Source organism: Dorea sp., from assembly GCF_977044405.1.
Genome location: NZ_CDRRQK010000002.1, coordinates 73,484 through 100,206, shown reverse-complemented (window position 1 = coordinate 100,206; position 26,723 = coordinate 73,484). Strand labels below are relative to the sequence as shown.

The window sequence follows — 26,723 nt, the reverse complement described above, 5'->3', positions numbered from 1 at the left end:
TTAATCTTCGTATACGTATGAAATGCCAAGCTTTTCTTTCATATATTCACTGTCTACGCGCTGTCCGAGAATCAGTTCGATTGCAGCGATAGCCTGGAAAAGCATCATGCCCTGACCGTTCATGGTTTTACATCCGGCATGTCTTGCCATTTTAAGCATAGCTGTTTCATGTGGTGCATAGACAACATCTGTAACGATTAAGTCCGGGCGGAAGAATGACGGGTCCGGAATATAGGTAATTCCTTCCAGCGGTTTCATACCAACACCTGTAGCATTTGTGAACAGGTAAGAAGAATGCATTTCTTCTTTTAACTTGTCCAGATCCTCCAGTGGATAGAACGTTGCTTTACAGTTGGTGTTTTCGTTGATTTTTTTAACTGTTTCCAGAGCATTTGCTTTGAATTTATCATCTCTTGCAAAGATAGACATTTCAGCAACACCATCTAATGCAGCCTGGATCTCAACAGCTGTAGCAGCTCCGCCTGATCCGACGATGGTTACTTTTTTGCCTGTAGGATCGATGCCATTGTCTTTTAAGGACTGGACATAACCGATACCATCTGTGATGTGCCCTACAAGATATCCGTCTTTATTTACAATTGTATTAACTGCTCCACACAGTTTTGCTGCCGGGGAAACTTCATCCAGATACTGGTGTACGATTGTCTTGTTCGGCATAGATACATTTGCCCCACGGAGTTTTAATGCACGTAATCCTTTGATTGCGTCCTCGAGTTCTGGTGCATCTACTTCGAATGCAAGGTTGACGATGTCAACGCCAAGTTTTTCATAAGCGGCATTGTGTGTTGCCGGTGACTGAGAGTGTCTGATTGGATAAGCCAGAAGACCGATTAATTCGGTGTGTCCGGTAATCTGATGTCTTTCCATAATAAAAATAATCTCCTTCCATTTGTTTGCCTATATTTTAACAAATTATCTGTTTACAATCAAATGCTTAAGAGGTGTTAAAATGATAGATTCTGACTATTGATATCCTGAACAAGTTCTATAAAGGACACAACTGACATATATTGAAACAGCATAACGAAGAAGGGGTGAGGCATATGGATAATGAACAGTTATATAACGATATAAAGGCCAGGACGAACGGAGAAATTTATATAGGAGTTGTAGGACCGGTACGGACGGGAAAATCAACATTTATCAAGCGTTTTATGGATGTCATGGTTCTGCCAAGGATGGAGGATGTACATGGAAAAGACAGAACCAGAGATGAGCTTCCGCAATCATCTTCCGGTAAAATGATTATGACAACAGAACCCAAATTCGTACCCAAAGATGCAGCAGTCATACGGCTTAATAAAGATACGGAAGTGAAAGTACGTCTGATCGACTGTGTCGGATATATGGTAAAGGGGGCAGAAGGGCATGAAGAAGGTGGAAAAGAAAGACTGGTAAGGACTCCGTGGTTTTCGGAAGAAATCCCATTTACAAAAGCGGCAGTCATAGGAACACAGAAGGTGATTCATGATCATGCGACAATAGGAATTGTTGTAACAACGGATGGAAGTATCACAGAGATTCCACCGGAGAACTATCTGGAGGCAGAAGAAAGGACGATAAAGGAACTGCAGACGATTCAAAAACCGTTTGTCGTACTGGTAAATTCTAAAAAGCCATATGGAGAAGAGGCGAAGGAGAAGACGGAGGAACTGGAAAAAAGATATGGTGTCTGTGCGCTTGCGGTTAACTGTGAGCAGTTAAAAGAAGAGGATATCCATCTGATATTGGAATCTGTCTTGTATGAATTCCCGGTTGCACAGATAGAATTTTATGTGCCAAAATGGGTCGAGATGCTGCCGGCATCCCACAGGATCAAAAAAGATCTGCTGGAACATATCCGTATGGTACTGGATGAAATGACATTTATAAAAGACGCAGCCGGGAAAATGATGGACAGCGAAAGCATTTACATAAAAGAAATGCGGATAGAACAGATTTGTATGGACAGTGGCTGCATAAAGATACAGATAGGAATCGAAGAAAAATATTATTATGAGACATTAAGCGAGATGACGGGTACACAGATTAACGGGCAATACGAGCTGATCCGGACGATGCAGCATCTGGCAGAATTAAAAGAAGAATATGAAAATGTGAAAGAGGCCTTCACTTGCGTGCGGATGAAGGGGTATGGTGTTGTAAGTCCGAAAAAAGAAGAAATCGTACTGGAAGAACCGGAAATTATAAAACAAGGGAACAAATACGGAGTCAAGATCCATTCGCAGGCGCCATCTATCCATTTAATCCGTGCCAATATAGAGACGGAGATAGCCCCGATAGTAGGTAATGAGCAGCAGGCGAAGGATCTGATCCGTTATATAGAAGATGAAAAAAAGGAAGAAGGTGGAATCTGGAAGACCAATATATTTGGCAAGACGATAGAAGAACTGGTTATGGATGGCATGAAAAATAAAATGGCAGTGATCAATGAAGAGAGCCAGGTGAAATTACAGGATACGATGCAGAAAATAGTGAATGACAGCAATGGAGGTATGGTCTGCATTATCATATAAAAAGTTCAAATAATTATAGAAAAGTACTTGAAATACAAAAAGAAATGTGTCTATAATAAATGCAGAAAATGGTAAAGGGGCCAGGCTTTTAGGAGCGTGGTCTCTTTTCTTTTTATGCCAAAGCATGCAAGAGAAGCTGCCAGTGACAGGTTCGCTGTATACCAAAGTATGCAAGAGAAGTTTTATGGCTTCTTAAAACTTTACAGGAAGCAATAGCTATGCTTTGAAAATCAGGAGGATGATAAAAATGAAAGATTACACATTTAAAGTACCACAGGACATTGTATTTGGAGTTGGATCACTGAAAAGACTGCCGGAATTACTGGAAAAGAGCGGATCAAAGAAGATGATGGTAGTGTCCGACAGAGGCCTGGAAAAACTTGGAGTTGTAAAGAAAGTAATGGATATCGTAGAGGCAGAAGGAATTGAGACAGTCAGCTATCTGGACGTGCTTCCAAACCCTACCGTAGACATGGTAGATGCAGCAACAAAGGTATATAAAGAATCAGGAGCAACCAGTATCGTGGCTTTAGGAGGAGGAAGCCCGATGGATGTAGCCAAAGCAGTAGGTGTTCTTGCAAGATATGGCGGATCCATTACGGAATATGAAGGAGCACATCTGGTTCCTGGACCGATTGAACCGATTATCGCAATTCCGACTACGGCAGGAACAGGAAGTGAGGTTACGGCATTTTCGGTTATTACAGACACTTCCAGAAATTACAAGTTAACTGTATTCAGCTATGAATTGCTCCCGAAATATGCGTTACTGGATCCAGAGATGATCATGTCTGTGCCGCCGATGGTTGCAGCATCCTGTGGTATCGATGCACTGATTCATGCATGGGAAGCTTATACATCACTTGGAGCATCCCCATTTTCTGATGCAATGGCAGAAAAAGCAATGGAACTGATCGGAGGAAATATCAGACGGTTTGTTGCAAACCGCAAAGATGAAGAAGCTGCATGTGCGATGATGTCTGGAAGTATGTTTGCCGGAATTGCATTTGCATGGGCAAGACTTGGTAATGTACATGCAATGTCACATCCGGTCAGCGCATTCTTTGGTGTACAGCACGGAGTTGCCAACTCTATCTTATTGCCGGTTATTGTAGAATATAACGCACTGGCCGATCATGGAAGATATGAAAAGATCTATAATTATATCAGTGAAGATAAAGAGCCTGTAAAAGATTTCAAACCGGAAATGCTGGTTGAAGAGATCAAGAAACTGAATGCATCGCTTGGAATTCCAAAGACATTGTCTGAAGTAGGTGTTACAGAAGATAAGATCCCACAGATGGCAGCGGACGCAATGAAGAGTGGTAATATTGCAGCAAACCCTAGACAGACCACATTAAAAGACGTCGAGATGTTGTATCATAAAGCATTGTAAGAAACAGGATAGTTTTCATATGCACAGAATGTGGCTGCCAGATACTGGTGCCGCTGTGTGATAAGAATTAGCAAGAGGCCGTGAAGCCCCTGAAAGCGACAGGCTGATGTGTCAGATTCACCCATTCCGGGATGTAAAGAGTGACACATCAGTCTGCTAACGGGGTTCGCGGCCTCTTAATGATTCTAAGTTGCAATATCGGAGAAAAAGGGTTAAAATATAGATTGTATGACTATAGACAAATAATATTGGAGGTACAATATGAAAGTAGCAATCATTACAGCAAATACAGATATATACAAAGGCGTAAAAGAAAATGAAAGCGGAGAAGCAGCAAAGCTTGTTGTAGAAGAAGCAGGGCTTGAGGTTGTATTTTTAAGAGCACTTCCACTGGACAGGGAAGTGTTGTCAACCGTTATGAAACGTATGGTAGATGAAAAGGCAGCTGATCTGATTCTTACAACAGGAGGCGCCGGATGTAATCCTGGCGACTGTACACCGGAAGCAACGATGGATATCGTAGACAGACCGGTTCCTGGAATTCCGGAAGCAATGCGTGCGCATACAATGAAGCTGACAAGACGCAGCATGTTAAACAGAAGCACGGCAGGAATCAGTGGGGATGTGCTGATTGTAAATCTTCCTGGAAAAGCACAGGCAGTAAAAGAAAGCCTTAGATTCTTATTGCCAGAGATTGTTCATGCAGTGAATATCATCAAAGGGGAAGCTTAAGAATGAAGGTAACATACCTGGAACACAGTGGATTCGCAGTGGAATATAAGAATTATGTTCTGATATTTGACTGGTATAAAGGCAAGGTGCCGGAATTTGATGTGACAAAGAAGGTGTATGTTTTTTCCAGCCATGCGCATTATGACCATTTTAATCAGAACATTTTTACATGGAAAGAGGACTATCCGGATATCCACTACATTTTGTCGGCGGACATTGTGACGGATACAGAAGGTGCCAAGGTCACATACGTTGTGGCAAATCAGGAATATCAGGTTGATGATCTGAAGGTTCAGACGTTGCATTCTACGGATGAAGGAGTTGCATTTGTAGTCTATGCAGAGGATAAGGTGATTTATCATGCAGGGGATCTGAACTGGTGGCACTGGGAAGAAGAGACGGAAGCATATAATAACAGCATGCGCGTGGATTATCAGAAAGAGATTGATAAGTTAAAAGATATTTCTATCGATGTAGCTTTTGTTCCGCTTGACCCAAGGCAGGAAGAGCAGTATTACTGGGGAATGGATTATTTCATGAAGCATACGGATACGGGTTGCGTATTTCCGATGCATATGTGGGAACAGTATGAAGAGTATGACCGTCTGATGGAAAATCCGGAAGCAGATTCTTATAAAGAACGTGTTATGAAGATCACCGGACCGGGACAGACATTTGAACTGGAGGATTAATATATGCAGGTAACGATCTATACAGATGGGGCGGCAAGAGGCAATCCGGATGGACCGGGAGGATATGGTGCCGTTTTAGAATATATAGATACCAAAGGAGTTTTACACACAAAAGAGCTCTCTCAGGGATACAAACGGACAACCAATAACCGTATGGAATTAATGGCAGTGATCGCCGGACTGGAAGCTTTGAACCGTCCATGTCAGGTGGATCTGTATTCAGATTCCAAGTATGTGGTGGATGCGTTCAATCAGCACTGGATTGACGGCTGGTTGAAAAAAGGCTGGAAGCGGGGAAAGAACGAACCAGTTAAGAATGTGGATCTCTGGAAACGTCTGCTTCAGGCAAAAGAAAAGCATCAGGTAACGTTCCACTGGGTGAAGGGGCATGACGGACATCTTCAGAATGAAAGATGTGATACGCTCGCTACAACAGCTGCAGACGGGAATAATCTGATCACAGATCCGGGTGTTGCCTAGAGTGTGCTCTGGAAAAGTGGTTTGGCGGAATGAGCCGAGCAATTTTAGAAGACAATTTCATAAAAAAGTAATTGTTATTTTGAAGAAAAGATGCTATACTAATATAGTTTTTTGAAAAGTGCAAGTAAGACAGGTAATCGCAGCTGCAAGTGCCGAAAGGCCGCAGATGAGGAAAGTCCGGGCTTCACAGGGCAGGATGCCGGATAACGTCCGGTGGAGGTGACTCCAAGGATAGTGCAACAGAAATGTACCGCCAGGATCTTATCCTGGTAAGGTTGGAAGGGCAGTGTAAGAGACTACCGCCCGGCTGGTAACAGCCGGGGCATATGTAAACCCCATCCGAAGCAAGACCGGATAAAGACAATGTGGCGGCCCGTCACGTCTTAGGTTGGTTGCTTGATCCCATTGGCAACGATGGGGCTAGATAGATGATTACCCAACGACATAACCCGGCTTATCGTCTTGCTTGTATTTTTTGACTTTAAAACATCTGTTATGGCAGACTTTGTGGATGCAAGCGAGATTATAATTTAATACGACATATAAGAAAATGAGCCGTAAGAATCAATGTGTAAATGATGTATTTACTCATTCGTATCTTATGGCTCATTTTTTATGCTAAAGCATACAAGAGAAGTTGCCAGTGGCAGTGAGAGTGAACGGTATTATTTGCGTCTTCTTCTGCCATCGTATTTTTCTTCACAATACATACAACGGTATACTTCATTTTCAGGATCTGTAAGTACAAATACATGATCCAGTTCCTGCTCGATGGAAGTGATACAACGTGGGTTTTTACAACGGATCACGTTTGTGATCTTACGAGGCAGGTGAAGAGTTTTCTTATCTACGATCTCTGAATTTTTGATAATATTTACGGTAATATTATGATCGATAAAACCAAGAATATCGAGATCCATAAAATCAATCGGACACTCAATTTTCATGATGTCCTTTTTTCCCATCTTATTGCTTTTGGCATTTTTGATAATAGCAACGCAATAATCCAGTTTGTCCAGATGCAGGTGTTTGTAGATATCCATGCTTCGTCCGGCCTGGATGTGGTCCAGTACGAATCCTTCTTCGATACGTCCGACTGTCAGTGTATTTTTAACCATTGATTTGTTCCTCCTAAACTTCAATTTCCAAAAGTGTCAGTATGAGTGCCATACGGATATATACACCGTATTGTACCTGTTTGAAGTAAGCAGCTCTTGGATCAGAGTCTACTTCAGTTGAAATCTCATTGACTCTTGGAAGCGGATGAAGTATATACATATCGTCTTTTGCAAGTTCCATTTTCTTTTTGTCCAGGATGTAGAAATCTTTCATACGTACATAATCTTCTTCGTTGAAAAAACGTTCTTTTTGTACACGTGTCATGTAAAGAATATCAAGATCCGGAAGAGCATCTTCCATTCTGACAACCTCTTCGTAAGGAATATGTTTGCGGTCTAAGACATCATTTTTGATATAGCTTGGTAATGTGAGCTCTTCTGGAGAAATCAGTACAAAACGGATACCAGGATAACGTACCAGTGCATGAATCAGGGAGTGCACGGTACGGCCAAATTTTAAATCTCCACATAGACCAATTGTCATATTGTCCAGACGTCCTTTTAATGAACGTATTGTAAGAAGGTCTGTCAATGTCTGTGTTGGATGTTGATGACCACCGTCGCCTGCATTGATGACCGGTATAGAAGAGTGCTGGCTGGCTACCATGGCTGCACCTTCTTTTGGGTGACGCATCGCACAGATGTCTGCGAAGCAGGAAACGGTACGGATTGTATCAGCCACGCTTTCTCCTTTTGAAGCAGAGCTTGAATTTGCAGAAGAAAAACCAAGAACGTTACCGCCAAGATTCATCATGGCTGCTTCATGGCTTAAACGGGTACGTGTGCTTGGTTCATAAAAAAGAGTGGCGAGTTTCTTGCCGTCGCATGCGTGTGCGTATTTCTTAGGATCTGCTTCGATATCCTTGGCAAGATCCATTAATTTGTCCAGTTCTTCCACGGAAAAATCCAGTGGACTTAATAAGTGTCTCATGTGAAACCTCCTGTTTTTTATAAATATGTTAATAAATCATTGACTGATTTTCTCTTTGGTGCGGCGGGATCGATATCCGGATATCCAATCGCAATAAGTGCCCCCAGCTCCTGATTCTCCGGAATGTTTAAAAGTTCAGTAATTCCGTCCTCATCCCAGATGCCCATAATAACAGTGCCAAGACCGGCTTCATGTGCTGCAAGGCAGAAGGTCTGGCTTGCAACGCCTACATCAAACATCTGCCAGCGGTCTTCTTTCTTGGTAGAAAAAGAACCATCACGTTCATATCCACAGCGGCCTTTTACAAATGTAACTGCAATCAGCATCGGCGCCTGCTTGATGATATTAGCATTGAAATCAGGGGTGTAATCGGTGACAATTTTATCTAGAATAGATGAATCTTCAATTGCGGTATAACGTGTGATCTGACTGTTTTTCCAGGAAGGAGAATAAGATGCAGTCTCGATCAAAGATTCTAAAAGTACGTGATCTACAGGATCAGGTTTGAATTTACGAATGCTTCGTCTTGTCTTGATACATTCTGTTGCGTTCATAGTATTACCTCCGTTTTGCAATCTTTCATACATCATATAATATTTACAGATGATTTTCAATGTTTTAGAAGAATTTTTTTGTTACTGTTTGCACAACGTGTGAATAGTAACATTTTTTTCGAATCAAGGAGGGTAGATTTTATAGGTGAACTGTATTATAATTTAACAGAGTACGCAGATTTACTTGCATAAATATACAAAAAAAGGAGATAGATAGATGGCGTCTTTGGAAGAACTTAGAGCGCAGTTAAGTGACGTAGATGACCAGATTACCAGTCTTTATGAAGAACGGATGAAAATTTGTGAAGATCTTGGAATCTGCAAGATTGAAAATGGATATAAAACATTTGACCGTCAGCGTGAGAAGAATAAGATAACAGAAGTGATGGGAAAAGTCTCATCTGATTTTAATAAAAAGGGAATTGGGGAAGTGTATGAACTGCTTCAGGCAATCAGCAGGAAATTACAGTATAAACAGCTGGTAGAAGCAGGGGCGCTTGGAAGACTTCCATTTATCGGAATCGACAGTCTGGACAAAGATACTGCACGTGTCGTATTCCAGGGAACAGAAGGTGCATACAGCCAGGCCGCAATGGAGCATTATTTTGGAAAAGAATGTAATAGTTATCATGTGCATACATTCCGCGAAGCAATGGAAGCGATTGAAGAGGGTGCAGCTGATTATGCAGTACTTCCAATCGAAAATTCAACTGCAGGTGCAGTTAATGAGATCTATGACCTGCTCGTAGAATTTGAAAATTATATCGTAGGTGAGACGATCATCCCGATTAAAAACACACTGTCCGGACTTCCGGGGACAGATATTTCAAAAATCAAAAGAGTATATTCAAAGGCAGAGGCGCTGATGCAGGCATCACATTTTCTGGATGAACATGGTGACTGGCAGCAGATCAGTGTGGCAAATACTGCCCTGGCAGCAAAGAAGATTCTGGATGACCAGGATGAACATCAGGCGGCAGTCTGCAGTGCATATGCGGCATCTGTTTATGGATTGTCTGTACTGGCAGATGATATCAATGATGAGAAGAATAACAGTACCCGGTTTATTGTGATTACGAATCAGAAGGTGTTCTTAAAAGATGCGGGAAAGATCAGCATCTGCCTGGAGCTGCCGCATGAGAGCAGCTCTTTGTATCATCTGCTTTCGCATTTTGCATACAATGATCTGAACTTATCAAAGATTGAATCAAGACCGGTGGAGGGCAAAAGCTGGGAATACCGTTTCTTTATAGACTTTGAAGGCAATCTGGCAGATCCGGCTGTGAAAAATGCGATCCGTGGACTGCGTGAAGAAAGTAAGAGCCTTAGAATTCTTGGAAATTATTAGAAGATCAGTTACCGGCGGGCATAAAATTGGAGGAATGACAAATGAGAACAAATGAACTGATGTTATATAAGCATATGGAGGATGGACAGATCCTTCAGGATATGACATTTTTAATTGAAAATTACCAGAATGATTATTATAACATGGAAGACATGAAGGGATTGTTATATGATGCGGTCAATGAGATCCTTGAGATGGCAGTAAGTCATGGATTCGAAGGAAACCTGTGGCACAATTACCTGACATATCTTATGGCAAGTCATGAGAATGCATACAGTACATCATGTGAAATTGTAGGATTGGTAGAAGGAAGTATCAATCAGGTAGCATTACATGATTTTGAGATTTTTAAAGAGCTGTTTGATTATGATTTTTCAGACATGGAAAAGGTGATGGGAGTGGACTGCCTTTCTATGCTGCATGATTATGTGGGAACCAATGGCCACGGAAGTGTATTTAATAAAAGAATTCGTGATCGTATCTGCGACCTGAGTAAAGGACTTGCAAAAGCGGAAGATGCAGAGGCATTTAAGGATACGATGACACAATTCTATAAAGAATTTGGCGTAGGAAAACTCGGACTTCATAAAGCATTCCGTATTGCACACACAGAAGAAGGAGCACTGATCGAGCCGATTACAAAAATTGCACATGTACATCTGGATGATCTGGTGGGATATGAGATTGCAAAGAAAAAGCTGATTGATAATACCAAAGCATTTGTAGAAGGAAAGAAGGCGAATAACTGTCTGTTATTTGGAGATGCAGGAACCGGAAAATCTTCTTCTATCAAAGCAATCCTGAACCAGTATTATGATCAGGGACTTCGAATGATCGAGGTATATAAGCATCAGTTCCAGGATTTAAATGATGTAATTGCACAGATTAAAAACCGTAATTACAAATTTATCATCTATATGGATGACCTTTCTTTTGAAGAATTTGAAATAGAATACAAATACCTGAAAGCTGTGATCGAAGGAGGTCTTGAAAAGAAACCGGATAATGTCCTGATCTATGCAACTTCGAACAGAAGACATCTGATCCGCGAGACATTCAAGGATAAGGAAGACAGAGATGAGGAACTGCATACCAATGATACCGTGCAGGAGAAGCTTTCGCTGGTGGCAAGATTTGGTGTTACGATCTATTTCGGAAAGCCGGATAAGAAGCAGTTCCAGCAGATTGTAAGAGAACTGGCGAACAAAAATAATATTGATATGCCGGATGACGAATTGTTCCTGGAGGCCAATAAGTGGGAATTAAGCCACGGTGGATTATCTGGAAGAACCGCCCAGCAGTTTATTGATTATCTGGCAGGAACCAGATAAAATTTGAAAAAAAGATCTGACAACTGGAAATGTAACAAAGACGATGCTGCTGTTTGCAGGACCTATGATATTAGGAAACCTGCTGCAGCAGTGTTATAATATAGTGGATATGCTGATCGTAGGAAGGGCACTTGGTGCGGGGGTTCTGGCAGCAGTTGGTTCTGCTTACAGTCTGATGACATATACTATGGTATATAAAAAATGTGCGGGAATTAATCCTGCACATTTTTTATATTGGAGATATCTGAGTCGATGACCAGAGAATAGTTCGTATAGTAAACAACGAATCCGGGTTTTGCACCATTCGGTTTTTTGACATGTTTTTTCTGGATATAATCGATCTCTACTTTGTCGCTTCCGCGGTTTTTTGAATAATAAGCAGCCAGACGTCCGGCCTCTTCAAAGGTGCGGTCCGGAAGTTCATCACCGCCGCTTTTTACAATGACATGAGAGCCTGGTGCACCTTTTGCGTGGAACCACCAGTCATTGCCATTTGCAAAAGAGAAAGTCAGCTCTTCGTTCTGAAGATTATTCTTTCCGACATACATATCGTAGCCGTCGCTTGAAATATAGTGCATTGGTTTACTGGTCAGTTTTACTTTTTTCTTGGTATGCTTTCTGCGGACATATCCACTTTGCATTAATTCTTCTTTGATCTGGGCAAGATCGGCCTCGCTGAGTGCGATGTCCAGTGCATTACTGATGGATTCCAGATACTGTATGTCATCTGCGGTTTCCTGTATCAGCTCGGTCAGTGCTTCAAAAGTACGTTTTTGTTTGTTATATTTTGCAAAATAGCGCTGGGCGTTTTCGCCCGGGGTCTGTGTAGGGTCAAGGGGGATCGTAATCTCTTCATTGGTATAGTAATTCAGGGCTGTCAGTTCTTTGGAACCAGGGGCCAGATTGTAACCATAGGTATTGATCAGTTCTCCGTAGACTTTGTATTTATCGCGTTTTTCAGTGCCTTTTAATTGTTTAGACTGCAGGTCGTATTTTTTACGGTTGCGTTCAAGCGCTGTCTGTACGACATGTCTTAGATCCGCACTTTTCTGATGGATGCGAGTCAGGGTGTTTTTTGTGGAATAATACGTATAGAGAACTTCCGACATGGAAGTAAATTCTTTTTTTGTATATTCGTTAAAATGTGTAACCGGAAGTGCACTGAATTCTTTCGGAGCATTTCCATTATAATAGATAGCAGGCTGGAAAGTCCCCTGTCTGATATCTTCCATATAATAAGTAAACTGACGGTAGAGATGTGTCAGCACATCTTCTGAAAGATCGTGTGCAGTCATGGAAGAATCCACGCCTGCCAGGTAACAGATTTCTTCTGCTATCACAGGACTGATACCGGTCATGCTGGAATAGACAGCTTTGGATACCGGCATTGGTTTTTCCAGAATTGCCTGAACAAATGCTTCCTGTGTAACGGTGAGAGGATTCTTTTTTGACATGGTGTCCGGAATGAAATAATCCCGTCCTGGTAATACTTCGCGGACAGAACTCATCTGAGCGGAGACATGCTTGATACTGTCAATAATGCGTCCGTTTGAATCACAGAATATAATGTTGCTGTGTTTTCCCATGATTTCGATGATCAGTTTCTTTTTACATAAGTCACCCATTTCATCCAGATGTTCAATGTCCAGATGGATGATCCGCTCCAGAGACGGCTGGGAGACAGCTGTAATACGTCCGCCGCCAATGTGTTTGCGCAGAAGCATGCAAAAACCGGGAGCTGTCATAGGGCTTGGCTTATTTTCATTTGTCAGATAGATGAGAGGAAGGGAAGCGCTGGCTGAAATATAAAGACGCTTCAGTCCTTCATTTCCTTTTATTGTTAAAAGCAGTTCGTCGTTTTCAGGCTGGGCGATCTTGGAAATGCGTCCACCGACCAGTGCCTTATTTAATTCCTGAACGACCGCTGCAACGGTGATTCCGTCAAATGCCATAATACATATTCCTTTCGTTGCGAATTTTCATATTTGTCTAGTATAGCACAGTTGACGAACTTTGCCAAATGTCTTATAATAAGGTTTGGTTTTTTAGCGTTATATTTCGGATGGATAATGAAATATAACTTTTTAAAATAGCGAATAAGAAGAGGTTCATATCATGATTAAGAGTATGACAGGATTTGGGCGTTGTGAATCTGCAGATGAGAGACGGAAATTCACCGTAGAGATGAAAGGTGTGAATCACCGTTATCTGGATGCAAATATCCGTATGCCGAAAAAATTGAATTTTTTTGAAAGTGCGATTCGAAGCCTTTTAAAAGAAAGTGTCCACCGTGGGAAAGTGGATATTTTTATTACATATGAAGATTTTTCGGAGAGTCAGGTTTCTTTAAAGTATAACGAAACACTGGCAGCAGAATATCTGGAAAAATTCAAACAGATGGAAGAAAAATTTTCCCTGGAAAATGATATCCGTGTATCTACATTGTCACGTTATCCAGAGGTCCTTACAATGGAAGAAAAGATGGATGACGAAGAGGAATTGTGGAAAGGACTTAAGAAAGCCCTGGACGGAGCGATTGCCCAGTTTGTACAGACCAGAACGGTTGAAGGTGAAAATCTGAAACAGGATCTGATCGGTAAACTGGATGGCATGCTTGTTCTGGTAGGACAGATAGAAGAGCGTGCACCGCAGATCATTGCTGAATACCGGGAAAAGCTGGAAGGAAAGGTAAAAGAACTTCTGGAAGATACGAAGATCGATGAGGGACGTATCGCAGCTGAGATTGTTATCTTTGCAGATAAAATCTGTACAGATGAGGAAGTTGTAAGATTAAGAAGTCATGTGGAGCATATGAAGGCAACACTTCAGTCGGATGACAGTGGAATCGGAAGAAAGCTTGATTTTATTGCACAGGAAATGAATCGTGAAGCCAATACAATCCTGTCAAAGGCCAATGATCTGGAAACGTCTAATATCGGTATCGAGTTAAAGACGGAGATTGAAAAGGTCAGAGAACAGATTCAGAATATTGAATAGTAAATGAAAAAGATAAAAAGAGGATAATAAGATGAAGGAAAAGGGAATTCTAATCGTTGTATCAGGTTTTTCGGGATCTGGTAAAGGAACCATTATGAAAGAACTGTTAAAACAGTATGATAATTATGCATTATCCATCTCTGCGACTACCAGAAATCCAAGACCGGGAGAAGAAGATGGACGGGAATATTTTTTCAAAACTGTAGAAGATTTTGAAAAAATGATTGCGAAAGAAGAACTGATAGAGTATGCTAAGTACGTGGAGAATTACTATGGAACGCCACGGGCATATGTGGAAGAACAGCTGGAAGCAGGTAAGGATGTTATTCTTGAGATTGAAATACAGGGTGCTTTGAAGGTGAAAGAAAAGTTCCCGGATACACTGCTTTTATTTGTGACACCGCCAAGCGCAGAGGAATTAAAAAAACGTCTGATAGGCCGGGGAACCGAGACAATGGACGTGATAGAATTCCGTATGAATCGTGCGAAAGAAGAAGCTCTGGTAATGGATCAGTATGATTATCTGATCATTAATGATGATCTTCAGGAATGTGTAGAGGAGATGCATCAGATCATCCAGGGAGAGCACAGAAGAAGTTTCCGTAATACAGCGTTTATCGAGCATATGAAAGAAGAATTGAAAGGAGAATAAGTGTATGTTACATCCATCTTACACAGACTTAATGAAGGTAGTTAATAAAGATGTAGAAGAGGGCGAAACAAAAGTAGTTAACAGCCGTTATTCTATCGTTATGGCTACAGCAAAAAGAGCAAGAGAGATCATCGACGGATCTATGCCGCTTGTTGATGCGAAAATGGGAGAGAAACCATTATCTATCGCAATTGATGAGATGAATCAGGGAAAGATGACAATCATCGCTGAGGAAGAGGACGAAAAAGAAGATTAAGATTTTTCGTTAGAATAAAATGCAGGGCAGATGCCGCGAGGTATCTGCCTTTCTTTCCATAATAAATGAAGAAAATATGAGAAAAGAGGAGAAGTGAATGAATGTATTTTTTGTATCACTTGGCTGTGATAAGAACCTTGTAGATTCGGAGGTCATGCTTGGACTTCTGGACGAAAAAGGTTATCAGATTATAGATGATGAGACACAGGCTGATGTAATGGTTATTAATACCTGTTGTTTTATCCATGATGCAAAAGAAGAAAGTATCCAGACAATCCTGGATATGGCAAGATACAAAGAAGAAGGAAGATTAAAAGCATTGATCGTAACCGGCTGTCTTGCGCAGAGATACAAGCAGGAGATCATTGATGAGATTCCGGAAGTAGATGTTGTGCTTGGAACGACTTCCTATGATAAGATCGTAGATGCGGTGGAAGAAGCACTTGCAGGAAAGGACGGTGTGGAACTTGCCGATATCGATGCACTTCCACTTCCTGATACGAAGAGACTTGTGACAACCGGCGGGCACTATGCATATCTGAAGATTGCAGAAGGCTGTGATAAGCACTGTACATATTGTATTATTCCAAAAGTTCGTGGTAATTACCGTAGTGTGCCGATGGAGCGTCTGTTAAAAGAAGCACAGGAACTGGCAGATCAGGGCGTCAAAGAACTGATCCTGGTTGCACAGGAGACAACCGTATATGGGCAGGATCTCTATGGAGAAAAATCCCTGCACAAATTATTACGGGAGTTATGTAAGATCAAAGGTATCCGCTGGATCCGTGTGCTTTACTGTTATCCGGAGGAAATTGATGACAATCTAATCCAGGTTATGAAAGAAGAACCGAAGATCTGTCATTATCTGGATCTTCCAATCCAGCATGCAAGTGATGCAATCTTAAAGAGAATGGGAAGAAGAACTTCAAAGCAGCAGCTGATAGAGACCATCGAAAAATTAAGAAAAGAGATTCCGGATATTGCACTTAGAACAACACTGATCACCGGATTCCCTGGAGAAACACAGGAACAACATGAAGAAGTCATGGAATTCGTAGATGAGATGGAATTTGACAGACTTGGTGTATTTACCTATTCACCGGAAGAAGATACTCCGGCAGCAACGATGCCAGATCAGATTGAAGAAGAAGTGAAAGAAGACCGTCAGGCAGACATTATGGAACTTCAGCAGGAAATTGTATTTGATCAGGCAGAAGCAATGATCGGAAAAGAAGTCCTGGTAATGATCGAAGGAAAAGTTGCAGACGAGAATGCATACGTGGGAAGAACCTACAGGGATGCACCGAACGTAGATGGATTGATCTTTGTGAATACAGATGAAGAACTGATGACCGGAGATTTTGCAAAAGTAAAAGTAACCGGAGCAGCAGAATATGATTTGATAGGAGAGTTGTTATAATGAATTTACCAAATAAGTTAACTGTTTTAAGAGTAATTATGGTTCCGTTTTTTGTATTTTTCATGCTGACAGGTGTTGGCGGAGCTGCTAATAAATGGATCGCGCTGATTATTTTCTGTGTAGCAAGTCTTACTGATATGTTAGATGGAAAAATTGCAAGAGCAAGAAATCTGGTAACAAACTTTGGAAAGTTTATGGATCCGCTTGCAGATAAGCTGCTTGTTTGTTCCGCTATGATCTGTATGATCCCTCTTGGAAAACTGCAGGCATGGTTTGTAATTGTAATCATTGCAAGAGAATTTATCATCAGTGGCTTCCGTCTGGTGGCAGCAGATAATGATATTGTTATCGCAGCAAGCTACTGGGGAAAATTTAAAACCGTATCCCAGATGTTCATGCTGATTCTTCTGATTGCAGATCTTGGTGGCGCATTTAATGTGATCGCACAGGTTTTGATCTGGGTATCACTGGTTCTGACGATTGTATCACTGATTGATTATATTGCGAAGAATGTACAGGTACTGACACAGGGAGGCATGTAAGATGACGGTAGAGTTTGTCTGTGTGGGAACAGAGATCCTCTTGGGAAATATTGTAAATACCAATGCAGCGTACCTGGCAAAAAAATGTGCGCTGCTTGGACTTTCCTGCTATCACCAGAGTGTGGTAGGGGATAATGAAGAACGTCTGGAAGAGACGCTTAGAACAGCTCTTTCAAGATCAGATATTGTAATCTTAAGTGGAGGCCTTGGGCCAACAAAGGATGATCTGACAAAAGAAGTTGCAGCAAAAGTTTTTGAAAAAGAGCTTCATGAAGATGCACATACAAGACAGCGGATTGAAGAATATTTCAAAAATAGAAAAAGCCGTACCGTTACAGAGAATAACTGGAAACAGGCAATGGTTCCGGAAGGTGCAATTGTTGTAGATAATGATAATGGAACAGCACCGGGAATCATATTAGAAGCAGATGGAAAGACGGCCATTTTGCTTCCGGGACCACCAAATGAGATACAGCCGATGTTTGAAAAAGACATTGAGCCATATCTGAATAAGAGACAGCCGGAAGGAATCTATTCGCACATGGTAAAAATCTGCGGAATTGGTGAGAGCAGGGCAGAGACTATGGTGGCGGATCTTATGGATGAACAGTCAAATCCAACACTTGCGCCATATGCGAAGACAGGGGAAGTACATTTCCGTGTTACTGCGAAAGCAAAAGATGAGGAAACGGCAGAGAAATTGATGCAGCCAATGATCCAGGAGTTGTATAAGAGGTTTGGTGACCAGATTTATACAACGGAAGAAGCAGTTACACTTGAAGAAGCAGTGGTGACTCTTCTGAAAGAAAAACATATGACAGTGACAACGGCTGAATCCTGCACAGGAGGCTTGACGGCAGGCAGGCTTCTGAACGTGTCGGGTGCGTCAGATGTGTATAAAGAAGGCTACGTGACGTATGCAAATGAAGCAAAAGAAAAACTATTAGGTGTCAGCCATAAGACACTGGAAACATATGGTGCGGTGAGTCCGCAGACAGCACATGAGATGGCAGAAGGTGCGGCAAAAGCGGCAGGCTCAGATGCCGCTGTAGGAATCACCGGTATTGCCGGACCGGGAGGCGGAACACCAGAAAAACCGGTGGGACTTGTATATATCGGATGTTCAGTAAATGGAAATGTCAGAGTAGAAGAATTCCATTTTCAGGGAAACAGAAGCAAGAACAGAGATGCAGCTGTTGTAAATGCGCTTACGATTCTAAGAGAAGAACTTTTAAAAGTGTAAAAATGTGAAAAAAGATGCACAGAAAAAACAGGAAAATAGAAGAAATAGAAGTCAAAAAAGCAATTGACGAATGTCGAAATATATGAGAAAATATAAACAAGTATGGATGTTAAAGAGATAACAAACCCTACGATAAGCAAACTTACATAGTTGAAAGGAGTTTTAAAATGATTTATTCACAGGAAGTAGAAATGATGTGTCCGGTAGCTCAGGGTGCAAACCACGGACCAGCTCCGATTCCGGAAGAAGCAAAATGGGTTCAGGCTAAGGAAATTAAAGATATCTCTGGTTTTACACATGGTGTAGGCTGGTGTGCTCCTCAGCAGGGTGCCTGTAAATTAACACTGAATGTTAAAGATGGTATCATCCAGGAGGCTCTTGTTGAGACAATCGGATGTTCAGGAATGACACATTCAGCAGCTATGGCTTCTGAAATTCTTCCAGGAAAAACTATATTAGAAGCATTAAACACAGACCTTGTTTGTGACGCTATCAATACAGCAATGCGCGAGTTATTCCTGCAGATCGTATACGGAAGAACTCAGAGTGCATTCTCTGAAGATGGACTTGCTATTGGAGCTGGACTTGAAGACCTCGGAAAAGGACTTCGTTCACAGGTTGGTACAATGTACGGAACATTAGCTAAGGGTCCTCGTTACCTTGAAATGGCAGAAGGATATGTAACAGGTATCGCTCTTGATGAGAATGATGAGATCATCGGATATCAGTTCGTAAGCCTTGGAAAATTCACAGACTTCGTAAAAGCTGGAGATACTCCAAACGAAGCTTGGGAGAAAGCTAAAGGACAGTACGGACGTGTTGCAGATGCAGTTAAGATCATCGACCCACGTAAGGAGTAATCTCAATATTTTAAGGTAATTTAATCAGGAGGATAAATTAATGGCTTTATTTGAATCATATGAAAGAAGAATTGATAAAATCAATGAAGTATTGGCTGGTTATGGTATTTCTTCTATCGAAGAAGCACAGCAGATCACAAAGGATGCCGGACTTGATGTATACAATCAGATCAAAGGTATTCAGCCAATCTGTTTTGAAAATGCATGCTGGGCATACATCGTAGGTGCAGCAATTGCAATCAAAAAAGGATGTAAGACAGCAGCAGAAGCTGCAGCAGCAATCGGAGAAGGACTTCAGGCTTTCTGTATTCCTGGATCAGTTGCTGATCAGAGAAAAGTAGGTCTTGGACATGGTAACTTAGGAAAGATGCTTCTGGAAGAAGATACAGAATGTTTCGCATTCCTGGCTGGTCACGAGTCATTCGCAGCTGCTGAGGGTGCTATCGGTATCGCAGAGAAAGCTAACAAGGTTCGTAAGAAACCTCTTCGTGTTATCCTGAACGGTCTTGGAAAAGATGCTGCAAAGATTATCTCAAGAATTAACGGATTCACATATGTTCAGACAGAATATGATTATTACACAGGAGAACTGAAAGAAGTAGAGAGAATCTCTTACTCTGACGGACTCCGTTCAAAAGTTAACTGCTACGGTGCTAACGATGTACGTGAAGGTGTTGCAATCATGCACAAAGAAGGCGTAGATGTATCTATCACAGGTAACTCTACAAACCCAACACGTTTCCAGCATCCAGTTGCAGGTACATACAAAAAAGAGTGTATTGAGCAGGGCAAGAAGTACTTCTCAGTAGCATCAGGTGGTGGTACAGGACGTACACTTCACCCAGATAACATGGCTGCAGGTCCAGCTTCATATGGTATGACAGATACACTTGGACGTATGCATTCAGATGCACAGTTCGCTGGATCTTCATCAGTACCAGCTCACGTAGAGATGATGGGACTGATCGGAGCAGGAAACAACCCGATGGTTGGTATGACTGTTGCAGTTGCTGTATCTGTAGAAGAAGCAGCTAAGGCTGGTAAATTCTAAGGAATGGTTTGAATATAAGGGTTTTTAATGTGACTGAAAGTAGAAAAAAGTATGGAAAATGGATTCATTTGACAACTATTTGACTACTGCTTGACAACATACATTTGATAACTTTTAAATGAAAAAAGAGGATAAATATCGAATCTCATTTAGTTGAGTGACAGATATTCATCCTCTTTTTTTATTGCATTTTTCCAAATCTTCTCTTAAGCATTCAATATCACGTACCGTGTATGTAGATTGTGTGTATTCATCGCCATCAAAATGAGTAGCGAGAGCAGCTGGAAGAAAAGGTGAAGAAACATAACAACCTGATGGAACGTATGATAGTAGTAGAATAGTCTGTGAAATCAGCTCATCACAGACTGGACGAATTGATTGAAGAAAGAGAGGAAGATCGAGAATGAAAGATTGGAAGAACTGGGCAAAATGTGCAGGAATCAGAGCAATTAAGACTGTAGCGCAGACTGCAGTGGCAACCATTGGCACAGCAACAGCACTCGGACAGGTGGATACAAAGCTGGTGGTGTCAGCCTCTGTATTAGCTGGAATCTTGTCACTGTTAACCAGTATTGCCGGATTACCGGAATGTAACATAGAGGAATGATATAGATATGTGCGACATCGCACAGAAAGGAGCAAAATATGGCACATTTATTTTTAATTGCTGGACATGGAGCAGGAGATTCTGGAGCTGTAGGATACGGGTTTTCGGAGGCAGAAAGAGTTCGTGCACTGGCAAGCAGAATTGCGGCATACGGTGGTGAAAACGTAACCGTAGGAGATACCAGCCGAAATTGGTATGCAGATAAGGGAATTAGTTCTCTTAATATCCCGAAAGACTGGCAGATTATGGAATTACACATGGACAGTGGAGTATTATCCGCAAAGGGTGGACACGTGATTATCAAACAGGGATACAACCCAGATCAGTACGATACAGCACTTGCTGATTTTATTGGTTCATTCTTCCCGGGACGTGCAAACAAGATCGTAGGACGCGCAAATCTTGCCAACGTAAACAGATCGGCAGCAAAAGGATATAACTACAGGCTGTTAGAAAATGGATTTATTTCAAATCATGATGATCTTACAAAATTCAACAACCATATCGATGAACTGGCAAGAGGAATCTTGAGTTCATTTGGAATCGGCGCACTTGCACCGGTGCAAGCATCTACGCCGGCGAAGAAGTCGGAGCCAATCGATGGTTATATTACTACTGGCGGAGCATTCCAGGACAAAAAAGACATCTTCGGCACAGTATCCTATCAGGTACACGTAAGAGATATCGGTTGGTGTAATTGGCAGTGCGACGGCAAGATGGCTGGGTCAACAGGACAGAATCGTCGAATAGAAGCATTTCGCATGATTCCGGTCGGTGAAACGGATGTAACAGTACACATCAAGGACATCGGAAATAAAGAATACAAAAACATCACAAAAGATACGATCCTCGGAACAACAGGACAGGATAAACGTATCGAATCTATTAAGATTACAGGAAAAGACACATGCTACCTGTACCGTGTGCAGCAGAGAAATGTCGGTTGGAGTGATTGGATGAGCAACGGTGAATGGGCTGGAGCACAGGGAAAGAGCTTACAGATTGAAGCGATTGAAATCAAGAAAGCCATGTTTGTCGTAAATCCACATATACAGGACAAAGGATGGACGGGGGATCGTGCAGCTGAAACTGTAATCGGCATTACTGGTCACAATTTGCGCCTGGAAGCATTTAAGATTAATCCTTCCGGAAAGACGATTAAGGCGAAAGCTCATATTCAGAACAAAGGATGGGTTGACTATGGAGCAATTGATAAGGATACGATTATTGGTACGGTGGGTGAGGGTAAACGCTTAGAGTGTCTATCGTTCGAAGGAGATTTTGACTATAGGGTTCATATTCAGAACACGGGTTGGAGCAATTGGACAAAAGCGGACGGAGTGGCTGCTATGGGAACCGTTGGTCAGGCATTGCGTATCGAAGCCATCCAGTTTAGATAAGTATGCTGAACGTGTTTCCTCTATAATTAATAGAAACGCAAAACGTGTGAAATAAAACATTGGAAAATATCATTTTTTTAGAAAATAATAAGAGGATAAATATTTAATCTCGTTTGCTGAGATATCGGATATTTATCCTCTTTTCTAATGCTTTTGGTATTATTTGTTCAAATTTTTATTCGCTGTAGAAAGCATCAATTTCAATCGGTTTAACTGATTAACTTCACTTGCACCCGGATCGAAATCGATTGCAACGATATTAGATTCCGGATAGCGTCTGCGAAGTTCTTTGATAACTCCCTTACCCACGACATGGTTTGGCAGGCAGGCAAATGGCTGTGTACATACGATGTTTGGTGCGCCACTGTGGATCAGTTCTAACATTTCTCCTGTAAGGAACCATCCTTCACCAGTCTGGTTACCAAGAGATACAATATCAGAAGCCATTTTTCCGAGATCCTGGATTTTTGCCGGTGGCGTGAAATGTTTGCTTGCCGCAAACGCTTCTGTTGCAGGGGCACGGAACCATTCCAAAGCCTTGATACCAAGATTGGCAGTGGTTGCTTTTTTCTTCTCGAATCCAAGCTTTTCTACCTTAAAGTTCTGGTTGTAGAAGCAGTAGAGCAAGAAGTCCAGAAGATCTGGAACAACTGCTTCGGCGCCTTCGCTTTCCAGAAGATCTACCAGGTAGTTATTGGCTGCCGGAAGGAATTTTACAAGAATTTCTCCAACGACACCGACACGAGGTTTTTTGATATCCAGTAATTCAATGTTATTGTCAAAGTCTTCGATAATCTCGCGGCACAGACGCTTGAATTTGCGTCTGCTTGGATAACCGTTTGAAACGAAGTCCTGGCATACTTTTAGCCATTTTCTATGCATTGCATTTACAGAACCTGGAACAGCTTCGTATGGACGCAGGCGGTAGACACATTTCATAAAGATATCACCGAATACTGCACCATAGATTCCACGTAAAATCAGGTTCGGAGTCAGCTTGAATCCCGGATTATCCTCCAGACCACTTAAGTTGATAGAGATAACCGGAATGTATCCGTAGCCGGCTTTTTTAAGAGCGCGGCGGATGAATCCAATATAGTTGGAAGCACGGCATCCGCCACCGGTCTGACTGATGATTACAGCGATTTTATGTGTGTCATATTTTCCGGAAAGGATAGCCTCCATAATCTGACCGACTACCATCAGAGATGGATAGCAGGCATCATTGTTTACATATTTCAGTCCTACATCTACGGCTTGCTTGTTATCGTTTGGCAGAACTTGAAGATTATATCCGGATGCATTAAATGCAGGCTCCAGAAGTTCAAAATGAATTGGAGACATCTGCGGGCAGAGAATCGTGTAATTCTTGCGCATTTCTTTTGTAAATACAACCTTTTCGATTGCGGAGGATTTGATTTCACGTTTGTCTCCGCGTCTTTCTCTGACACGGATTGCAGCAAGCAATGATCTGACACGGATTCTTGCGGCTCCTAAGTTGTTGACCTCATCGATTTTCAGAGAGGTATAGATTTTGTCAGAGTCATTCAGGATGGATGCTACCTGGTCGGTTGTAACGGCATCCAGACCACATCCGAATGAGTTTAACTGGATCAGATCCAGATCGTCTACAGTTTTTACGTAATTTGCTGCAGCATACAGGCGGGAGTGATACATCCACTGATCCATAACATTTAACGGGTGTTCCGCTGGATTTAAGTGGGAGATGGAGTCTTCTGTCAGAACTGCAATGTTATAAGAATTGATCAGTTCCGGAATGCCATGGTTTACCTCTGGATCGATATGATATGGGCGTCCTGCAAGCACAATACCGCGGTTGCCAGTTTCGTTCAGGAACTTAATTGTCTCTTCGCCTTTTTTCTGCATATCTTTTCTGCATGCGGCAAGTTCTTCCCATGCAGTATGTGTTGCTTTTTTAATTTCATCTGCAGGGATACTGAATTTCTCCGATAATTCCTCTACCAGACGGTAAGAAAGGGTCTCTTCGCTGGCAAATGAGATAAATGGATGAAGAAAATCAACTTCTCCGTGTACGATCGCATCGATATTATTTTTAATATTTTCCGGATAAGAAGTTACAATCGGACAGTTGTAATGGTTATTGGCTTCTGCGAATTCGTTCCTTTCATACGGAATGCTAGGATAGAAAATCGTTTTGATCTCGTTGTTAATCAGCCATTGTACGTGTCCGTGTGCAAGCTTCGCCGGATAACATTCGGATTCACTTGGAATAGAATCAATTCCCAGTTCATAGACCTTGCGGTTAGAAACCGGAGAGAGAACAACTCTGAAACCAAGTTCATTGAAGAATGTGAACCAGAAAGGATAATTCTCGTACATATTTAATACACGTGGAATACCAATGACTCCACGAGGAGCGTTTTCCTCAGCTAATGGTTCGTAGTCAAAATAACGTTTTAATTTATATTCAAATAAGTTTGGAAGCTTATTAGTAGCTTTTACTTTTCCAAGACCACGTTCGCAACGGTTACCGGTGATGAATTTGCGCCCTCCGCTGAAATGATTGATTGTCAGACGGCAGTTATTAGTACAGCCTTTACACTTGGTCATGGTTGTTGAATATTCCATGGCTTCGATGTCTTCAATGGAAAGCATGGTGGTACCTTCGCAGTCAGTGTAGCGCTCACGTGCAATCAGTGCGGCACCGAAAGCCCCCATGATTCCGGCAATATCAGGCCGGATAGCTTCACAGTTTGCAATCTTTTCAAAGCTTCGCAGTACAGCGTTGTTGTAAAAAGTACCACCCTGTACAACGATGTGTTTTCCGAGTTCAGATGCGTCAGATACTTTGATAACTTTAAATAACGCATTTTTAATGACAGAATATGCAAGGCCTGCAGAGATATCTGCAACTTCAGCACCTTCTTTTTGTGCCTGTTTTACCTTTGAATTCATGAATACAGTACAACGTGTACCAAGATCGATAGGATTCTTGGCGAATAACGCTTCGTGCGCAAAATCCTGTACAGAGTAATTCAGGGATTTTGCAAATGTCTCGATAAACGAACCACATCCGGAAGAACATGCTTCGTTTAACTGTACGCTGTCTACGGTCTGGTTTTTGATCTTGATACATTTCATGTCCTGACCACCGATATCGAGGATGCAGTCTACATCTGGTTCGAAGAAAGAAGCTGCATAGTAGTGCGATACGGTTTCAACTTCGCCTTCGTCTAAAAGAAGAGCTGCTTTGATCAGGGCTTCGCCATATCCCGTAGAGCAGGAGTGTACGATCTCAACATCTTCTGGTAATTTGCTGTAGATGTCTTTGATGGCTGAGATTGTAGTGCCAAGCGGATCTCCGTCATTATTATGATAGAAAGAATATAACAAAGTACCATCTTCGCCAACTAAGGCAGCCTTGGTTGTGGTAGAACCTGCATCAATACCCAGGAATGCTTTGCCGTGGTAAGTGGCAAGGTCTTTGACTGGTACCTGGTGTTTGGCGTGGCGGTCTTCAAATTCTTTATAGTCTGCTTCTGTTGCAAACAGTGGTTCCATACGGTCCACTTCGAATTCCATCTTAATCTTGCCTTCAAGACGGCGCTGCATATCGATCAGGGCAACGTCCAGATCTTTTTTTGAATTCAGGGCAGATCCAACTGCTGCAAACAAATGTGAATGTGTCGGTGCGATGATATGTTCATCGTCCAGTTTTAATGTACGGATGAATGCTTCACGCAGTTCAGAAAGAAAGTGAAGCGGTCCTCCTAAAAATGCCACATGTCCGCGGATTGGTTTACCGCAGGCAAGTCCGCTGATCGTTTGATTTACCACTGCCTGAAAAATAGAGGCAGCAAGGTCTTCCTTGGCGGCACCATCGTTGATCAGAGGCTGGATATCTGTCTTGGCAAATACACCACATCTTGCGGCAATTGTGTAGAGGGCCTTGTAGTTTTTCGCATATTCATTCAGTCCAGAGGCATCGGTCTGCAAAAGAGAAGCCATCTGGTCGATGAAGGATCCTGTACCACCGGCACAGACGCCGTTCATACGCTGCTCAACATTTCCACCTTCAAAGTAGATGATCTTGGCATCTTCACCGCCAAGTTCGATGGCAACGTCTGTCTGAGGTGCATAGTCCTGAAGAGCAGTAGATACAGCAATTACTTCCTGGACAAATGGTACGCCCAGATGTTTTGCAAGTGTCAGGCCGCCGGAACCCGTGATAACAGGTGAGGCATGAACCGGACCAAGTTTATGTATTGCTCTTCCTAACAGATCGGAAAGAGTTTCCTGGATGTTAGCGAAATGCCTCTCATAATCAGAAAATACCACTTCATTATTCTCATCTAATATGGCCATCTTAACGGTTGTAGAACCGATATCGATACCAAGTGTGTATAATTCCTTTTGATTCATGTTATATAACTCCTTGTCATGTTAAAATATATGTCTTTCTTCTTATTAAATGCATTTTGCTTTGGTGTGACCTGTAACATTATACGACAAAAGATGCCAAAAGACAATTAACAAATGTTGAAGATATGTTAAAAAGAGATGAACTTTACTTGGTGGAATTGACAAATATCTC

Annotated in this window: 23 protein-coding genes, 1 other RNA gene and 1 pseudogene; 19 read left to right on the top strand and 6 right to left on the bottom strand. The window is 41.9% G+C overall.

The features are described 5' to 3' along the window. Window positions 1-888, bottom strand: a complete 888-nt coding sequence (locus ACWJAF_RS01490) for a shikimate dehydrogenase (protein ID WP_296094150.1) — start codon at window positions 886-888, stop codon at window positions 1-3. Between the two features lie 176 nt (window positions 889-1,064). Here ACWJAF_RS01490 and spoIVA point away from each other — a divergent pair, with 176 nt between their 5' ends. The 6 genes from spoIVA (at window position 1,065) to rnpB (ending at window position 6,310) form a co-directional block, all read left to right on the top strand. Next, window positions 1,065-2,537, top strand: coding sequence for a stage IV sporulation protein A (spoIVA, locus tag ACWJAF_RS01485; RefSeq protein WP_296030987.1), 1,473 nt, complete (start codon window positions 1,065-1,067; stop codon window positions 2,535-2,537). 247 nt (window positions 2,538-2,784) lie between these two features. Next, window positions 2,785-3,933 carry an iron-containing alcohol dehydrogenase gene (locus tag ACWJAF_RS01480; RefSeq protein ID WP_296030989.1) on the top strand — a complete coding sequence of 383 codons (1,149 nt, stop codon included), beginning with the start codon at window positions 2,785-2,787 and terminating at the stop codon, window positions 3,931-3,933. 261 nt (window positions 3,934-4,194) lie between these two features. Continuing rightward, the gene (locus tag ACWJAF_RS01475; RefSeq protein ID WP_296030991.1) at window positions 4,195-4,665 is read left to right on the top strand and encodes a MogA/MoaB family molybdenum cofactor biosynthesis protein; all 471 of its coding nucleotides are present in this window, start codon (window positions 4,195-4,197) and stop codon (window positions 4,663-4,665) included. 2 nt (window positions 4,666-4,667) lie between these two features. Beyond that, on the top strand, window positions 4,668-5,357 hold the full coding sequence (locus ACWJAF_RS01470; RefSeq protein WP_448861746.1) for an MBL fold metallo-hydrolase: 690 nt from the start codon (window positions 4,668-4,670) through the stop codon (window positions 5,355-5,357). 3 nt (window positions 5,358-5,360) lie between these two features. Further along, on the top strand, window positions 5,361-5,837 hold the full coding sequence (gene rnhA / locus ACWJAF_RS01465; protein ID WP_296030995.1) for a ribonuclease HI: 477 nt from the start codon (window positions 5,361-5,363) through the stop codon (window positions 5,835-5,837). Between the two features lie 121 nt (window positions 5,838-5,958). Beyond that, window positions 5,959-6,310: RNase P RNA component class A (gene rnpB, locus ACWJAF_RS01460), an RNA gene on the top strand. 192 nt (window positions 6,311-6,502) lie between these two features. Here the strand turns inward: rnpB and ACWJAF_RS01455 are convergent. The 3 genes from ACWJAF_RS01455 to ACWJAF_RS01445 are packed head-to-tail and all read right to left on the bottom strand — an operon-like array spanning window position 6,503 to window position 8,440. Continuing rightward, entirely contained in the window at window positions 6,503-6,955 is a 453-nt protein-coding gene (locus ACWJAF_RS01455; RefSeq protein WP_296030997.1) for an aspartate carbamoyltransferase regulatory subunit, read from the bottom strand. A gap of 13 nt (window positions 6,956-6,968) precedes the next feature. Then, window positions 6,969-7,886 carry an aspartate carbamoyltransferase gene (pyrB, locus tag ACWJAF_RS01450; RefSeq protein ID WP_448861743.1) on the bottom strand — a complete coding sequence of 306 codons (918 nt, stop codon included), beginning with the start codon at window positions 7,884-7,886 and terminating at the stop codon, window positions 6,969-6,971. 17 nt (window positions 7,887-7,903) lie between these two features. Next, the gene (locus ACWJAF_RS01445) at window positions 7,904-8,440 is read right to left on the bottom strand and encodes a nitroreductase family protein (RefSeq protein WP_448861741.1); all 537 of its coding nucleotides are present in this window, start codon (window positions 8,438-8,440) and stop codon (window positions 7,904-7,906) included. A gap of 217 nt (window positions 8,441-8,657) precedes the next feature. On the opposite strand from ACWJAF_RS01445, the gene pheA reads away from it, so the two are divergent. From pheA to ACWJAF_RS01430, 3 genes and pseudogenes are all read left to right on the top strand, one after another. Then, entirely contained in the window at window positions 8,658-9,788 is a 1,131-nt protein-coding gene (pheA, locus tag ACWJAF_RS01440; RefSeq protein ID WP_296031002.1) for a prephenate dehydratase, read from the top strand. A gap of 41 nt (window positions 9,789-9,829) precedes the next feature. After that, window positions 9,830-11,119, top strand: a complete 1,290-nt coding sequence (locus ACWJAF_RS01435) for an ATP-binding protein (protein ID WP_448861739.1) — start codon at window positions 9,830-9,832, stop codon at window positions 11,117-11,119. A 43-nt stretch (window positions 11,120-11,162) separates the two neighbouring features. Further along, window positions 11,163-11,303 (top strand): annotated as a pseudogene (locus tag ACWJAF_RS01430) (MATE family efflux transporter); the annotation flags it as partial. Window positions 11,304-11,331: 28 nt separating this feature from the next. Here ACWJAF_RS01430 and ACWJAF_RS01425 read toward each other — a convergent pair. Beyond that, window positions 11,332-13,071 (bottom strand): Rqc2 family fibronectin-binding protein, encoded by a 1,740-nt coding sequence (locus tag ACWJAF_RS01425; RefSeq protein ID WP_296094164.1) that lies wholly within the window; start codon window positions 13,069-13,071, stop codon window positions 11,332-11,334. Between the two features lie 163 nt (window positions 13,072-13,234). Here ACWJAF_RS01425 and ACWJAF_RS01420 point away from each other — a divergent pair, with 163 nt between their 5' ends. From ACWJAF_RS01420 to ACWJAF_RS01375, 10 genes are all read left to right on the top strand, one after another. Continuing rightward, window positions 13,235-14,116: a YicC/YloC family endoribonuclease gene (locus tag ACWJAF_RS01420; protein WP_448861737.1), complete on the top strand. Its 882-nt coding sequence runs from the start codon at window positions 13,235-13,237 to the stop codon at window positions 14,114-14,116. A 31-nt stretch (window positions 14,117-14,147) separates the two neighbouring features. After that, complete coding sequence (gmk, locus tag ACWJAF_RS01415) at window positions 14,148-14,768, top strand: guanylate kinase (protein ID WP_296031009.1); 621 nt, start codon at window positions 14,148-14,150, stop codon at window positions 14,766-14,768. 4 nt (window positions 14,769-14,772) lie between these two features. Continuing rightward, window positions 14,773-15,024: a DNA-directed RNA polymerase subunit omega gene (gene rpoZ / locus ACWJAF_RS01410; protein ID WP_448861735.1), complete on the top strand. Its 252-nt coding sequence runs from the start codon at window positions 14,773-14,775 to the stop codon at window positions 15,022-15,024. 97 nt (window positions 15,025-15,121) lie between these two features. After that, window positions 15,122-16,444: a 30S ribosomal protein S12 methylthiotransferase RimO gene (gene rimO, locus ACWJAF_RS01405; RefSeq protein ID WP_448861733.1), complete on the top strand. Its 1,323-nt coding sequence runs from the start codon at window positions 15,122-15,124 to the stop codon at window positions 16,442-16,444. Next, the gene (gene pgsA, locus ACWJAF_RS01400; RefSeq protein ID WP_296031016.1) at window positions 16,444-16,986 is read left to right on the top strand and encodes a CDP-diacylglycerol--glycerol-3-phosphate 3-phosphatidyltransferase; all 543 of its coding nucleotides are present in this window, start codon (window positions 16,444-16,446) and stop codon (window positions 16,984-16,986) included. The genes rimO and pgsA overlap by 1 nt, the downstream gene beginning before the upstream one ends. A gap of 1 nt (window position 16,987) precedes the next feature. Then, window positions 16,988-18,229 (top strand): competence/damage-inducible protein A, encoded by a 1,242-nt coding sequence (locus ACWJAF_RS01395; RefSeq protein ID WP_448861731.1) that lies wholly within the window; start codon window positions 16,988-16,990, stop codon window positions 18,227-18,229. Window positions 18,230-18,396: 167 nt separating this feature from the next. After that, window positions 18,397-19,089 carry an iron-sulfur cluster assembly scaffold protein gene (locus tag ACWJAF_RS01390; RefSeq protein WP_006426700.1) on the top strand — a complete coding sequence of 231 codons (693 nt, stop codon included), beginning with the start codon at window positions 18,397-18,399 and terminating at the stop codon, window positions 19,087-19,089. 40 nt (window positions 19,090-19,129) lie between these two features. Continuing rightward, window positions 19,130-20,140, top strand: coding sequence for a GGGtGRT protein (locus ACWJAF_RS01385; RefSeq protein WP_296031026.1), 1,011 nt, complete (start codon window positions 19,130-19,132; stop codon window positions 20,138-20,140). 403 nt (window positions 20,141-20,543) lie between these two features. Further along, the gene (locus ACWJAF_RS01380; RefSeq protein ID WP_448861729.1) at window positions 20,544-20,747 is read left to right on the top strand and encodes a holin; all 204 of its coding nucleotides are present in this window, start codon (window positions 20,544-20,546) and stop codon (window positions 20,745-20,747) included. A 38-nt stretch (window positions 20,748-20,785) separates the two neighbouring features. Further along, complete coding sequence (locus ACWJAF_RS01375; RefSeq protein ID WP_448861728.1) at window positions 20,786-22,147, top strand: N-acetylmuramoyl-L-alanine amidase; 1,362 nt, start codon at window positions 20,786-20,788, stop codon at window positions 22,145-22,147. 159 nt (window positions 22,148-22,306) lie between these two features. On the opposite strand, the gene ACWJAF_RS01370 is transcribed toward ACWJAF_RS01375, so the two are convergent. Then, window positions 22,307-26,551 (bottom strand): acyl-CoA dehydratase activase-related protein, encoded by a 4,245-nt coding sequence (locus ACWJAF_RS01370; RefSeq protein WP_448861726.1) that lies wholly within the window; start codon window positions 26,549-26,551, stop codon window positions 22,307-22,309. Window positions 26,552-26,723: the final 172 nt, after the last annotated feature.

Excerpts from the sequence above, each read along its gene's own strand:
- ACWJAF_RS01435 (WP_448861739.1), top strand. The coding sequence starts at position 9,830 with ATGAGAACAAATGAACTGATGTTATATAAGCATATGGAGGATGGACAG.
- rimO (WP_448861733.1), top strand. The coding sequence starts at position 15,122 with ATGAATGTATTTTTTGTATCACTTGGCTGTGATAAGAACCTTGTAGAT.
- rpoZ (WP_448861735.1), top strand. The coding sequence starts at position 14,773 with ATGTTACATCCATCTTACACAGACTTAATGAAGGTAGTTAATAAAGAT.
- ACWJAF_RS01390 (WP_006426700.1), top strand. The coding sequence starts at position 18,397 with ATGATTTATTCACAGGAAGTAGAAATGATGTGTCCGGTAGCTCAGGGT.
- spoIVA (WP_296030987.1), top strand. The coding sequence starts at position 1,065 with ATGGATAATGAACAGTTATATAACGATATAAAGGCCAGGACGAACGGA.
- ACWJAF_RS01470 (WP_448861746.1), top strand. The coding sequence starts at position 4,668 with ATGAAGGTAACATACCTGGAACACAGTGGATTCGCAGTGGAATATAAG.
- ACWJAF_RS01385 (WP_296031026.1), top strand. The coding sequence starts at position 19,130 with ATGGCTTTATTTGAATCATATGAAAGAAGAATTGATAAAATCAATGAA.
- gmk (WP_296031009.1), top strand. The coding sequence starts at position 14,148 with ATGAAGGAAAAGGGAATTCTAATCGTTGTATCAGGTTTTTCGGGATCT.
- ACWJAF_RS01380 (WP_448861729.1), top strand. The coding sequence starts at position 20,544 with ATGAAAGATTGGAAGAACTGGGCAAAATGTGCAGGAATCAGAGCAATT.
- rnhA (WP_296030995.1), top strand. The coding sequence starts at position 5,361 with ATGCAGGTAACGATCTATACAGATGGGGCGGCAAGAGGCAATCCGGAT.
- ACWJAF_RS01375 (WP_448861728.1), top strand. The coding sequence starts at position 20,786 with ATGGCACATTTATTTTTAATTGCTGGACATGGAGCAGGAGATTCTGGA.
- ACWJAF_RS01370 (WP_448861726.1), bottom strand. The coding sequence starts at position 26,551 with ATGAATCAAAAGGAATTATACACACTTGGTATCGATATCGGTTCTACA.
- ACWJAF_RS01420 (WP_448861737.1), top strand. The coding sequence starts at position 13,235 with ATGATTAAGAGTATGACAGGATTTGGGCGTTGTGAATCTGCAGATGAG.
- ACWJAF_RS01475 (WP_296030991.1), top strand. The coding sequence starts at position 4,195 with ATGAAAGTAGCAATCATTACAGCAAATACAGATATATACAAAGGCGTA.
- ACWJAF_RS01490 (WP_296094150.1), bottom strand. The coding sequence starts at position 888 with ATGGAAAGACATCAGATTACCGGACACACCGAATTAATCGGTCTTCTG.
- pheA (WP_296031002.1), top strand. The coding sequence starts at position 8,658 with ATGGCGTCTTTGGAAGAACTTAGAGCGCAGTTAAGTGACGTAGATGAC.
- ACWJAF_RS01425 (WP_296094164.1), bottom strand. The coding sequence starts at position 13,071 with ATGGCATTTGACGGAATCACCGTTGCAGCGGTCGTTCAGGAATTAAAT.
- ACWJAF_RS01445 (WP_448861741.1), bottom strand. The coding sequence starts at position 8,440 with ATGAACGCAACAGAATGTATCAAGACAAGACGAAGCATTCGTAAATTC.
- ACWJAF_RS01455 (WP_296030997.1), bottom strand. The coding sequence starts at position 6,955 with ATGGTTAAAAATACACTGACAGTCGGACGTATCGAAGAAGGATTCGTA.
- pyrB (WP_448861743.1), bottom strand. The coding sequence starts at position 7,886 with ATGAGACACTTATTAAGTCCACTGGATTTTTCCGTGGAAGAACTGGAC.
- ACWJAF_RS01480 (WP_296030989.1), top strand. The coding sequence starts at position 2,785 with ATGAAAGATTACACATTTAAAGTACCACAGGACATTGTATTTGGAGTT.
- pgsA (WP_296031016.1), top strand. The coding sequence starts at position 16,444 with ATGAATTTACCAAATAAGTTAACTGTTTTAAGAGTAATTATGGTTCCG.
- ACWJAF_RS01395 (WP_448861731.1), top strand. The coding sequence starts at position 16,988 with ATGACGGTAGAGTTTGTCTGTGTGGGAACAGAGATCCTCTTGGGAAAT.